This window comes from Polaribacter sp. M10 (genome assembly GCF_054968445.1).
Genome location: NZ_JBSSBG010000015.1, coordinates 29,763 through 41,354 on the forward strand (window position 1 = coordinate 29,763; position 11,592 = coordinate 41,354).

12 protein-coding genes are annotated in these 11,592 nt (G+C 28.4%); 8 read left to right on the forward strand and 4 right to left on the reverse strand.

Going from position 1 to position 11,592, the window contains the following annotated elements:
- The first annotated feature begins 200 nt into the window (after positions 1 to 200).
- From ACWYN7_RS12970 to ACWYN7_RS12990, 5 genes are read left to right on the forward strand one after another with little or no spacing between them, the layout of a single operon-like run.
- On the forward strand, positions 201 to 482 hold the full coding sequence (locus ACWYN7_RS12970) for a DUF493 family protein (protein WP_462860405.1): 282 nt from the start codon (positions 201 to 203) through the stop codon (positions 480 to 482).
- Positions 483 to 486: 4 nt separating this feature from the next.
- Positions 487 to 2,121, forward strand: a complete 1,635-nt coding sequence (locus ACWYN7_RS12975; RefSeq protein WP_462860406.1) for a peptidylprolyl isomerase — start codon at positions 487 to 489, stop codon at positions 2,119 to 2,121.
- Positions 2,121 to 2,969, forward strand: coding sequence for a hypothetical protein (locus ACWYN7_RS12980; RefSeq protein ID WP_462860407.1), 849 nt, complete (start codon positions 2,121 to 2,123; stop codon positions 2,967 to 2,969). The genes ACWYN7_RS12975 and ACWYN7_RS12980 overlap by 1 nt, the downstream gene beginning before the upstream one ends.
- Positions 2,935 to 4,314 carry a peptidylprolyl isomerase gene (locus ACWYN7_RS12985; RefSeq protein ID WP_462860408.1) on the forward strand — a complete coding sequence of 460 codons (1,380 nt, stop codon included), beginning with the start codon at positions 2,935 to 2,937 and terminating at the stop codon, positions 4,312 to 4,314. Before ACWYN7_RS12980 ends, ACWYN7_RS12985 begins: the two co-directional genes overlap by 35 nt.
- Positions 4,314 to 5,267, forward strand: a complete 954-nt coding sequence (locus ACWYN7_RS12990) for an AAA family ATPase (RefSeq protein WP_462860409.1) — start codon at positions 4,314 to 4,316, stop codon at positions 5,265 to 5,267. Before ACWYN7_RS12985 ends, ACWYN7_RS12990 begins: the two co-directional genes overlap by 1 nt.
- Here the strand turns inward: ACWYN7_RS12990 and ACWYN7_RS12995 are convergent.
- The 3 genes from ACWYN7_RS12995 to ACWYN7_RS13005 are packed head-to-tail and all read right to left on the reverse strand — an operon-like array spanning position 5,264 to position 7,360.
- Positions 5,264 to 5,824: an RsmD family RNA methyltransferase gene (locus tag ACWYN7_RS12995; RefSeq protein WP_462860410.1), complete on the reverse strand. Its 561-nt coding sequence runs from the start codon at positions 5,822 to 5,824 to the stop codon at positions 5,264 to 5,266. The genes ACWYN7_RS12990 and ACWYN7_RS12995 overlap by 4 nt on opposite strands.
- Positions 5,824 to 6,657 (reverse strand): DUF3822 family protein, encoded by an 834-nt coding sequence (locus ACWYN7_RS13000; protein WP_462860411.1) that lies wholly within the window; start codon positions 6,655 to 6,657, stop codon positions 5,824 to 5,826. Before ACWYN7_RS13000 ends, ACWYN7_RS12995 begins: the two co-directional genes overlap by 1 nt.
- Positions 6,626 to 7,360 (reverse strand): hypothetical protein, encoded by a 735-nt coding sequence (locus tag ACWYN7_RS13005; protein ID WP_462860412.1) that lies wholly within the window; start codon positions 7,358 to 7,360, stop codon positions 6,626 to 6,628. Before ACWYN7_RS13005 ends, ACWYN7_RS13000 begins: the two co-directional genes overlap by 32 nt.
- Before the next feature lie 104 nt (positions 7,361 to 7,464).
- Here ACWYN7_RS13005 and ACWYN7_RS13010 point away from each other — a divergent pair, with 104 nt between their 5' ends.
- Positions 7,465 to 8,892, forward strand: a complete 1,428-nt coding sequence (locus tag ACWYN7_RS13010) for an ATP-dependent DNA helicase (RefSeq protein WP_462860413.1) — start codon at positions 7,465 to 7,467, stop codon at positions 8,890 to 8,892.
- Here ACWYN7_RS13010 and ACWYN7_RS13015 read toward each other — a convergent pair.
- Positions 8,889 to 9,839, reverse strand: a complete 951-nt coding sequence (locus tag ACWYN7_RS13015; protein ID WP_462860414.1) for a lipid A deacylase LpxR family protein — start codon at positions 9,837 to 9,839, stop codon at positions 8,889 to 8,891. The genes ACWYN7_RS13010 and ACWYN7_RS13015 overlap by 4 nt on opposite strands.
- 91 nt (positions 9,840 to 9,930) lie before the next feature.
- On the opposite strand from ACWYN7_RS13015, the gene ppk2 (ACWYN7_RS13020) reads away from it, so the two are divergent.
- Both ppk2 (ACWYN7_RS13020) and ppk2 (ACWYN7_RS13025) read left to right on the forward strand, forming a co-directional pair.
- On the forward strand, positions 9,931 to 10,791 hold the full coding sequence (ppk2, locus tag ACWYN7_RS13020) for a polyphosphate kinase 2 (RefSeq protein WP_462860415.1): 861 nt from the start codon (positions 9,931 to 9,933) through the stop codon (positions 10,789 to 10,791).
- A 6-nt stretch (positions 10,792 to 10,797) separates the two neighbouring features.
- The gene (gene ppk2 / locus ACWYN7_RS13025; protein ID WP_462860416.1) at positions 10,798 to 11,583 is read left to right on the forward strand and encodes a polyphosphate kinase 2; all 786 of its coding nucleotides are present in this window, start codon (positions 10,798 to 10,800) and stop codon (positions 11,581 to 11,583) included.
- Positions 11,584 to 11,592 lie beyond the last annotated feature (9 nt).

An 11,592-nucleotide genomic window follows, 5' to 3' on the forward strand; every position in this document is an offset into this window, starting at 1 on the left:
TATAGTTTACCACTTGTTTGTTACTTTTGTTTTTTCTAAAATACAGTTTTAATTGATGTGTTAAAAAATTAAAAAAAACTTTATTTTTGACATTCACTTTTTAGTGAGAATCACAAAAATAAATCATTCGCTTTATAAAACTAAATTTTAATGTAATTTTGTGGCTTGCTATTTGTTATTAGTAAAATGCAATTATAATTATGAGTGATAAAAAAGCTTTTTATATAAAGTTAAAAGGTCAGTTAGAAGATACTACAACATTTCCTGCGGATTATATGTACAAGTTTATTGTACCTACTGATGGTAATCAGTTACAAGAAGTACAAACAATATTCGATAATAAAGGAGCCGTAATTAATACCAAAAAATCTAAAACAGGTAAATACATTAGCATAACTATAGTTTTAAAGCTTAAAAATGCTGATGAAGTTATTAGTTATTATAAAAAAGTTGAAGAAATTAAGGGAATTATATCATTATAAATTTATGAAAAAGCTAGTATTATTAGTAGTTTTATGTCTTGCTAATTCAGTTTTTGCGCAAAAAAAAGACAAAGAGTTATTAAGAATTGACGGAGAAGTTACTACAGTTTCTGATTTTAAAAGAGTCTATGAAAAAAATTTAGATGCTATTGATAATGAAGAAGCAAAAGATGTAGAAAAAAACTTAGAATTATTTATCAATTATAAGTTAAAAGTAAAAGAAGCTTATCGAATTAAGTTAGATACTTTGCCTTCTTATGTTAAAGAAATGGAAGGTTATAAAAATCAACTTTCAGCACCTTATCTACAAGATACTGTTTACATAAATAAGTTGGTAAAAAATGCTTATTTTAGAACAAAGAACGAGGTTAAAGCAAAACATATTTTAATTAGAACACCAAAAATTGCAACGCCAAAAGATACTTTAGAGGCTTACACTAAAATAGTAGAAATTAGAAACCGTATTTTAAATGGCGAAGATTTTGAAGCGGTTGCAGAAGAAACTTCAGAAGATCCTTCTGCAAGAGATGATGTAAAAAGAAAACGAAAAGGGAATAAAGGTAACTTAGGTTATTTTTCTGCTTTTAAAATGGTGTTTCCTTTTGAAGAAGCTGCATACACTACAAAAGTAGGTGAGGTTTCTAAACCTTTTAGAACACGTTTTGGGTATCATATTGTAAAAGTTGATGATGTAAGACCATCTAAAGGAGAGATTGAAGTTGCACATATTTTGTTAACCAAAGAAACCAAAAATGCAAAGGCTTTAATCGATTCAATTTATAACGAATTAGAAAAAGATGTACAATTTAAAGCTTTGGCAAGAAAATATTCTAACGATACTGGCTCTAAATCTAAAGGTGGTAAACTAAGAAAATTCGGAACAGGTGTTATGGTAAAATCTTTTGAAGATGTGGCTTTTAGTTTAGAAAAAGAAGGCGAATATTCTAAACCTTTTCAAACTCGTTTTGGTTGGCATATTGTACAGTTAATTAAAAAACATCCTGTACCATCATTCAATAAATTAGCGCATGAGCTAAAAAGCAAAGTAAAATCTGGTGATAGAGCGCAATTGTCTAAAAAAGCAGTTATCGATAAATTAAAAAAGAAATATAGCATTTCTGAAAATGAATTGGCAAAAGAAATTTTTGAGAATAAAAAAATAAGATCCATTGCTAAAGATTCTTTACAATCCGTTTTATTATCAATAAATAACAAAGAAATAAAACAAGAAGCCTTTGTAGATTATATAAAAAACAGAAAAAACAAACCTGTTTTTGAGTTATATAAAGATTTTAAAGATCAAGAAATACTAACTTATTACAAAGAAAATTTAGAAAAAACAGAACCAGAATTTGCAAATACGTTGCAAGAATATAAAGATGGTTTACTGTTGTTTGAGTTAATGCAAAGAAAAATTTGGGAAAAATCGTCTAAAGATACCTTAGGATTAAAAAATCATTATACAACAAACTTAAGCAAGTATAAAAACAAAGAGTTTAAAAGAGTAAAAGGAGAGGTAATGAACGATTACCAAAATTACTTAGAAAAAAATTGGATTACAGATTTAAGACAGAAAAGCGTTATAGAAATCGATAAAAAACAACTAAAAAAACTGATTAAATTTTACAATAAAAATTAATGAAAAATTATGCAATTCTTTTTTTAATGTTGTTTGCAATTGCATCTTGCGATTATCTTGAGATACAAGAAAAAGAAAAAACAACATCAGAAATTGTTGCTATTGTAAATACAGAAAAACTTTTTAAAGACGATTTAAAAAGCATTTTACCTTCTAATATTAGCAAACAAGACAGCATTGTTTTGGTAAGAGGTTACATAAATGATTGGGCAATAAAACAGTTATTGTTAAAAAAGGCCGAAACCAATAGTTCTTTAGAAGATGTGCAACAAATTAATGCACTTGTAAAAGATTATAAAGAAAGTTTGTTAATTAACAGTTATAAAGAAAGATTAATAAAACAGCAATTAGATACTATTATTGATGATGAAGAGATAGAAGCGTTCTATTTAGAAAACAAAGAAAATTTTAAATTAAACGAAGAACTTTTAAAAATTAAATACCTTCATTTTGATAAGAATCTCATCAATAAAAAAGAAATAACAACACTTTTTAAATCAGATAGTATTGTTGATGTAGAAGCATTAGAAAAACAGCAATTAAGCTTTAAGTTTTATCAGTTTAACGATACAATTTGGACACAATTAGATAAGGTTTTGTTAAAACTACCATTTTCTAAAGAAAACCTGTTAAAAAAAACAAAATTTATTCAGAAACAAGATTCATTAGGTTTATATTTGGTCGCTATAAAAGATGTTTTGGTTAGAAATGATATTGCACCCTTAAGCTATATAAAACCTACCATAAAGCAAATGATTTTACACAAGCGTAAAATTGAATTAATAAGAGATATAGAAAAAATATTAGTAAAAGATGCAACAAAAAATAACAATTTCAAAGTATACTAAATTAACACTTTTAGCAGCCTTTTTTGGGTTAATGAGCATTGCTAATTTTGCACAGGTAAAAATAGATGGTGTTGCAGTAGTAATTGGTAAAAACATTGTTTTAGATTCTGATATCGATAAATTTAAACAAGAAATTGAAGTACGTTCAGAAGGTAAAATTAAAATTTCTGATTGCGAAATGTTAGAAGAGTTAATGCAACAAAAATTATTAGCACATCATGCTGTTATTGATAGTGTTACTGTTTCTGATGATGAAATTACACAAAGAGTTGATAGAAGTGTACAGTATTTTACACAACAATATGGTACTGTAGACAAAGTAATTAAAGCTTATGGTTTTAACGATCTAGATGATTTAAAAAAGGAATTATATTTGGTACAAAAAGAAAATGTTTTAATTGAAAAAGAACAATTAAAAATTACTGAAAAAATCGATGTAACACCAGAAGAGGTTCGTATTTTTTATAATGGTTTAAAAGAAAAAGGAGAATTACCAGAATTTTCTGCAGAAATTGAGTTGGCTCAAGTGGTTATCAATGCAAAACCATCAAAAGAAGAAATTGAAAGAATTCTTAATAAGTTAAATGAGCTTAAAAAAGAAATAGAAGATGGGGCGCCTTTTAAAATGAAAGCGATTATTAATTCTGATGATCCTGGAGTTACAAAAAATGGAGGAAGATATGAGGTAACTAAAGAATCTCCATTTATTAAAGAATTTAAAGAAATGGCATTTAATTTAGATGTGGGGCAAGTTTCTAAACCTTTTAAATCTGAATACGGATATCATTTAATGCAATTGCACGAAGTTAGAGGAAATATTAGAGTAGCATCTCATATTTTAATGCAACCAGATGTACCAAATTCTAAACTTGTAGAAACAAGAGAAAAAGCAGAACAAATTGTAGAAGATATTAAATCTGGTAAAATTACTTTCGAAGAAGCTGTAAAAAAATATTCAGACGATAAAGAAACTAAAAATAATGCTGGTTTAATTATCAATCCTTATACTGGCGAATCTACTTTCGATTTAACAGGTATGGATCCTGCTTTGTATGCTAGAGTTGCTGAATTGAAAAAAGGTGAATTTACGGATGTATTTTATGATAAAAACCAAAGTGGAGAAAAAATGTACAAGTTTATCTTAATGAGAGATAGAACCAATACACACACTGCAGATTTGGTTAACGATTATGTTAAGGTGCAAGAATTAGCGTTAACAAAAAAGAAAGAAGAAACTATAGACAAGTGGGCAAAAGAAAAAATAATGGATACGTACATTAAAATGGCAGATGCTCACAGAAAATGTACTTTTAATAAAAATTGGAAAAAAGAAACAGGTAAATAATGTCTGATGTTAAAGCTGTAGATGATTTAGTTTTAAAATACAAATCATTAAAAACCGAAATTGGTAAAGTAATTATTGGGCAACAAGAAGCAGTAAATTTTACGTTATTGTCTATTTTTTGTGGTGGCCATTCACTTTTAATTGGGGTACCAGGTTTAGCTAAAACTTTATTAGTAAATACAGTTTCAGATGTTTTAGGTTTAAAATTTAATCGAATTCAGTTTACACCAGATTTAATGCCTTCCGATATTTTAGGTAGCGAAATTTTAGATCAGAATAGACAGTTTAAATTTATACAAGGCCCTATTTTTTCGAATATTATCTTGGCAGATGAAATTAACAGAACTCCACCAAAAACTCAGGCAGCTTTGTTAGAAGCCATGCAAGAGCGTTCTGTAACAGTTTCTGGAAATCATTATAAGTTAGAATTGCCATTTTTTGTTTTGGCAACACAAAATCCAATTGAGCAAGAAGGAACGTATCCTTTACCAGAAGCACAGTTAGATAGATTTATGTTTTCTATAAATTTAGAATATCCTTCTTTTAAAGAAGAGGTTCAGGTTGTTAAAAGCACTACAAGTAGTGTTACAGAAAAGGTAAACTCAATTCTTTCTGGTGATCAAATTATCGCCATACAAAAATTAATACGTAGAATACCAGTTACAGATAATGTAATTGAATATGCAGTAAGTTTGGTTGGTAAAACAAGACCAAAATCTGATGCTGCCACAGAAATGGTAAAAAGTTATTTAGATTGGGGAGCTGGACCTAGAGCATCACAAAACCTAATTTTAGCAGCTAAAGCGCATGCCGCAATTCACGGAAAATATTCGCCAGATATAGAAGATGTAAAAGCAGTTGCCATTCCTATTTTATCGCATAGAATAGTAAAGAATTACAAGGCAGAAGCAGAAGGTATTACTATAGCAAATATTATTACTTCTTTGCTTTAGTCTTCTTTTTTTTCTTCAGAAGAATTTTCGAAAAAACTAAACACATTTCCTCCATAACGTTTGTCGTAACTATGGTTTTTATGTGTTGTTAAGTCTGTATGTTTAGAGTGTTCTATAATTAAAACACCATCATCTTTTAATAAGTTTTTTTCAAAAACTACATCTGCAATTTCTAAAAATTTTTCAACCTCAAAATCGTAAGGAGGATCTGCAAAAATAATATCAGACTGAATGCTGGTTTTATTTAGAAACTTGTAAACATCACTTTTGTAAGTATTAATGTCTAAATCTAACTCTTTTGCGGTGTTGTAAATGTATCTAATGCAATTGTAATTTGCGTCTATTGCATAAATGTTTTTTGTGCCTCTAGAAGCAAATTCGTAGCTAATATTACCTGTGCCAGAAAATAAATCTAATACAGCAATACTATCAAAATAATAAAGATTGTTTATAATGTTAAACAAACCTTCTTTAGCCATATCTGTTGTAGGACGAACAGGTAAGTTTTTAGGTGCTTTTAAACGTCTTCCTTTTAATTTTCCAGATATAATTCTCATTAGCCTAATAGTATAAAGTTAGCATGGTTTGGTGCTTCTAAATCTTTAAAAATGGCATTTTTACTTTCTAAAAAGGAAATGTTTTTTATGTATTTGTAAGCTATTTTATAAATTTCTGATGTTTCATTAATTTCACCCATAAGATACAACTTAAATTCTTCTGTATTCAGTTGAATTTGTTCGGCTATAAATAATACATAATAGATAAAATCTTCTTTAGAAGTGTAGCTAAATGAGTTTGATAAAATGAGTTTTTTATCTTCTAAGATGATGATATCAAAACTGTTTTTAGCAACATTGATATACATCACTTTTTCATCAGAAGAAGGTAGAATTAGCAGTTTATCTATTAATAAAGTTAAATGATGATTAAACTCAAACTCCCCAAAATTTTGAAACAAATAATTGTTGATGTTTACAAATGGAACATAGACATTTTTAGCATCAAGATTGTTAAAATCATCAAAGGTGATAAAATCGTTTTTTAAAGTTTTGATGTTGTGTTTTAAATAAGCGTTTAAAGTATTTTCATCAAAATATGCATTGGGTACTAATGTAGATAAATTGTTTTGATGAATGGCTTCTACTTTAGTGTATTCTAGCTGTAGATTGGCATCTTCTTTAAAAATAGTTTTGATCTTATTTAATAAATCTACAGGAGAATTTAGAGCGCCGTCAAAAAAATATTCTGTAAAAAATAAATTTTCATCAGATTCTAAATCTGAGATACAAAAAGAAAATCCATCCAAACTAAATTGGATGGATAATTTTATATCCTTTATTTTCTCTGAAGATGTTTTGCTACTCTTTTTCTGCACTGTCTTTCGCATCATAAGAAGGAGGCCAGTTACCACCAGTAGAAACTTCTTCTAAAGAACCTACAGAAACATATTCTCCTTTAATTTGTACAGATTCTATTGCCTCTAATTCTTGTTTAATTAAAGATTCATTTAATCCTTTTAAAATACCTTTTTTAGGAGTTCTAGCTCTAAATGTTGGTACCACTAAACCAGGTACTTTTTCTACAGAACCAACTTCTAATTCAAAATCAGTACCTTCTACACCAGGAACTGCAAACATATTTTTGTAATCTTTATCTTTAAAATATTTTAATACAGGTTCATAACCTATTGTATCTGTTACTCTTACTTCTTCATCAATAATAATACCACCACCTTTATTAACTTTTTCTACAACAGTTTTAGTTTCTGTTAAGGCTAATTGAGCAGTATCAATAAATTTAATTAAACCAGATTTATCTTTAGTATAAACACCATTAACTTCATAATATTTAACTTCAGCATCTCTTATTATTTTTAAATTTTTAATTACTGGAGTATATCTTTGAACTTTAATTTTAGCAAAATTAATAGGTTCCATAATCCCATCGTAAATTTTTACACCTAAAAATGCAGCTGCAGCCAGCAGTAAAATAGATGGTAGCCATCTTAACTTTAAAGGTAAATATTTAACTATAATAAAAGCGATAAGAACCGATACCAGCACAGCTCCTATAATCATTAGTATTAAATTCATTTTTTATTTGTTTTTTTAATAGTGTTACAGCAAATCTACAATTTTTTTTTAATGATAAAAATTTTCTTTGCAAAGAAATGTATCTTTACAACTTTAATTTTTTTATGATAAAATTACCCGCTGATTTTTACAAAGAACTACAAAATAAATTTCCTTATAATGCAACGCAAAAACAGAATAAATTATTACAATTATTAAGCGATTTTACCTTTAATGATGATAAAGATGAACTTTTTTTATTAAAAGGTTATGCTGGTACAGGAAAAACGACAACAATAAGTACTTTTGTAAATTCGCTTTGGACTTCTGGTAAAAAAGCAGTTTTATTGGCTCCAACAGGTAGAGCTGCAAAAGTTATTGCTGTTTATTCTAAACGACCTGCATTTACAATTCATAAAAAAATATATTTTCCTAAAAAACAAAGTAATGGAGGGGTAGATTTTGTTTTGCAAACCAACAAGCATAAAAATACTGTTTTTATTGTTGACGAAGCTTCTATGATTCCTGATAGTCGTCAAAATCAAAAATTATTTGAATCGGGTTCTCTTTTGGATGATTTAATTTCTTACGTATATAATGGTCAGAATTGTAAATTAATATTTATTGGAGATACTGCTCAGTTGCCACCTGTTAAATTAGATATAAGTCCTGCTTTAGAGCAAGAAACTTTGCAGTATAATTACCATAAAAATGTAGTTGAAATAGAATTAGACGAAGTAATGCGTCAGCACGAAAATTCTGGAATTTTAGCCAATGCAACTCAATTACGACTTTTAATTCAGAATAACGGTTCTCATTTTCAGTTTGATCTTGATTTTCCTGATATAAAAAGATTAATTGATGGTTATGATATAGAAGACGCTTTAGTTACTGCTTATGATAATGATGGAGGAGTAGAAGATACTGCTTTTGTAGTGCGTTCTAACAAAAGAGCAAATCAATACAATCAGCAAATACGAATGAAAATTCGTGGACAAGAAAATGAGATTTCTGCTGGAGATTATGTAATGGTTGTGAAAAATAATTATTTCTGGTTAAACGAATCTTCTAAAGCTGGTTTTATTGCCAATGGTGATATTTGTAAAGTATTAAAGATATTTTCTATTAAAGAGTTATATGGTTTTAAATTTGCTGAGGTAGAATTAAAAATGATAGATTATCCAGACATGCCATCTTTTGAAACTGTTTTACTTTTAGATACGTTAACTAGTGAAAGTCCGTCTTTAACTTACGATGAATCGAATAAATTGTACCAAGCTGTAAAAGAAGATTATGCTGATGAAAAATCGAAATACAAACAATTTTTAGCCATTAAAAAAAATAAATACTTTAATGCGTTGCAAGTAAAGTTTTCTTATGCAATGACTTGTCATAAATCTCAAGGAGGCCAGTGGAAAACCGTTTTTATAGAACAACCTTATTTGCCAGATGGTGTTTCTAAAGAATATTTTAGATGGCTCTATACAGCTATTACAAGAGCTCAAGAAAAATTATATTTAATAGGTTTTAAAGATGATTTTTTCGAGGATTAACGCAATAAATAGGCTATAGAAATTGTACCATATTTATGGCCATTATCATATCTTAAACCTTTAGATTCGTTCGAGTTGTAATTGTATCCGTATCCAAAATTAAAACGATTGGCGGTAAATTTAAAGCCTAATTCTATGTTAAAAACAAGAGGAACAATTTCTTTAGTAACAAGGCTATTTTTATTTAGAAAACTACCTTGAATAGTGGCATCATAAAAAGCATATCGTAATCCAGGTTTTATGTAAAAGAAAGATTCTACCTCTCTTTTAAATTTGGAGTTTTTATCATTTAAATTGGTGTTAAATGCCATAGAATTTAACATGTTTTGCAAAGGCAAAAAGCCAAATCTAATATTTAATCCAGAATTTATATTTGTAAAAACGGTACCAATATTTGCAGAATTTATCCAAGAAATATCAAAAGTATTCGATTTGTTGTTGGTTAAAAAATGAATGTATTCTGCACCAAAATTTAATCCGAAGGCATTTTTAATTTGATATTTCCATCCAATAGCTTCTTCAAAACCATATATATTATGAATAAAATCTTGTAATTCTTTGCCATAAGCATCAGGGCCAATTAAGCCTAGTTGCACAGAAGTGTTTAAAATTTTATTACTTTTGTATACTTTTTTCACACCAAAACTCGCATACAAATAACTTGCAAAAGGTCTATCATGCAAATCCATAGTTTTAACAACAGGTTTATACGCAGTATACATTTTATGACCAATTTGCCACTCAAAAATACTTTTTTCTAAAGATTCATTTTTTTTTGTAGCAAGATATCTGTATGTTAGAAACATTCCGTTTGTATAATATCGATCTCTGTTTAGCGAAGAATAGAGGTCATTATCATTAACAAAACTGATTTCTCTAGAGAATTTTTGTTGAGAAAAAAGAGACAAACAGATAAAATAAACTATAAATAAAGCCCGATATTTCATTGCAGGCAAATATAAATGAATCAATTTAAAATGATAAATTTTAATGCAATTTTAAAAAAAGGTTTTATTTTAGAGCAATCAAATTAAAGATATGATTTCTAAGGAAACCCTAAGTGCTGAAGATTTTGAAAACTTAACCAATAGCGAAGAATTATTATCGCTTATAAAAGAAAAAAACATTTCTTTTTCTAAGGTAGAAAGTACGCTAAATTATAATAGTGAATTGCGAATGCTACAAATAGAATTGGTAAAACTACAACGTTATGTATCTAATACAAACAAAAGAGTTGCCATTATTTTTGAAGGTAGAGATGCTGCTGGTAAAGGTGGTAATATTCGTAGATTTATGGAGCATTTAAATCCGCGTTCTAGTAGGTTAGTAGCATTAAATAAACCAACAGAAGTAGAAAAAGGGCAATGGTATTTTCAAAGATATATTAAAGAATTACCAAACCCTGGTGAAATTGTTTTTTTTGATAGAAGTTGGTATAATAGAGCAGTAGTAGAACCAGTTATGGGGTTTTGTTCAGAAATACAATACAAAGAATTTTTACAACAGGTGCCAGAGTTTGAGCACATGATGTATGAAGATGGTTTAATCATCATTAAATTTTGGTTGTCTATTACTAAAGAAGAACAAGCAAAACGTTTTGAAGGTAGAAAAGAAGATCCGTTAAAAAGATGGAAATTTAGCCCTGTAGATAGGCAAGGTCAAATTCTTTGGGATAAATACACGTACTACAAAGAAGAAATGTTTACCAAAACCCACACCACTTACAGTCCTTGGATGATTGTAAAAACAAATGATAAAAAAGTAGCAAGATTAGAAGCCATAAGACACGTTTTATCTCAGTTTGATTACGAAGGTAAATCTGATGCAGGCACTGTTTTAAATCCAGACCCTAACATTGTAATGCGTTATTATCGTTCTAATGTTCATCAAATAGATTAAAAAAGTATGAGTAATAACTTAACAAAATCCGATTTAAAAAACTTAAACTCTAAAAAAGGTTTATTGGCACTTTTATCTAAAGAACCTTTAAGCGTAGAAAGAGCTTTAAGGTATATAAATTATCAAAAAAAATTAAAAAAATTACAAACCGAGTTAATTCGATTACAAACTTGGGTAATTAATAATGATGAAAGAATAATTGTCGTTTTTCAAGGTAGAGATGCAGCAGGTAAAGGTGGTGCAATTAGAAGAATTACAGAAAGAATCAATCCGCGTTTTATGAGGATTGTAGCCTTGCCAAAACCTACAGAAGACGAAAAATCTCAATGGTATTTTCAAAGATATGTAGAGCAACTACCAAAAGCTGGTGAAATGGTTTTTTTTGATAGAAGCTGGTACAATAGAGCAGTAGTAGAACCCGTAAATGGTTTTTGTACTCAAGAAGAATATAAGGTTTTTATGAATCAAGTAAATGATTTTGAAAGAATGATTTTAGAATCTGGCATTCATTTGGTAAAAATATACATGTCTATTTCTAAAAAAGAACAAGCCAAGCGTTTTGCAGAAATTAAAAGCGATCCTTTAAAACAATGGAAAATGACAAAGTTAGATGAAAAGGCACAAGATTTATGGGACCAGTATACAGAATATAAAAATGCCATGTTCGAAAAAACGAATACCGAAATTTCTCCATGGAAAATTATAAGAGCCAATAGAAAAACAGAAGCTAGAGTTAACGTAATTAATCATATATTAAAAAGTATTCCTTATGATAAAACTTTAGAAATCTAGTTCTTAGTT

Coding starts and splice junctions, on each gene's coding strand:
- ACWYN7_RS12985 (WP_462860408.1), top strand. CDS start 2,935: ATGCAACAAAAAATAACAATTTCAAAGTATACTAAATTAACACTTTTA.
- ACWYN7_RS13010 (WP_462860413.1), top strand. CDS start 7,465: ATGATAAAATTACCCGCTGATTTTTACAAAGAACTACAAAATAAATTT.
- ACWYN7_RS12975 (WP_462860406.1), top strand. CDS start 487: ATGAAAAAGCTAGTATTATTAGTAGTTTTATGTCTTGCTAATTCAGTT.
- ACWYN7_RS13005 (WP_462860412.1), bottom strand. CDS start 7,360: ATGAATTTAATACTAATGATTATAGGAGCTGTGCTGGTATCGGTTCTT.
- ACWYN7_RS12980 (WP_462860407.1), top strand. CDS start 2,121: ATGAAAAATTATGCAATTCTTTTTTTAATGTTGTTTGCAATTGCATCT.
- ACWYN7_RS13000 (WP_462860411.1), bottom strand. CDS start 6,657: ATGATGCGAAAGACAGTGCAGAAAAAGAGTAGCAAAACATCTTCAGAG.
- ACWYN7_RS12970 (WP_462860405.1), top strand. CDS start 201: ATGAGTGATAAAAAAGCTTTTTATATAAAGTTAAAAGGTCAGTTAGAA.
- ppk2 (WP_462860415.1), top strand. CDS start 9,931: ATGATTTCTAAGGAAACCCTAAGTGCTGAAGATTTTGAAAACTTAACC.
- ACWYN7_RS12995 (WP_462860410.1), bottom strand. CDS start 5,824: ATGAGAATTATATCTGGAAAATTAAAAGGAAGACGTTTAAAAGCACCT.
- ACWYN7_RS12990 (WP_462860409.1), top strand. CDS start 4,314: ATGTCTGATGTTAAAGCTGTAGATGATTTAGTTTTAAAATACAAATCA.
- ppk2 (WP_462860416.1), top strand. CDS start 10,798: ATGAGTAATAACTTAACAAAATCCGATTTAAAAAACTTAAACTCTAAA.
- ACWYN7_RS13015 (WP_462860414.1), bottom strand. CDS start 9,839: ATGAAATATCGGGCTTTATTTATAGTTTATTTTATCTGTTTGTCTCTT.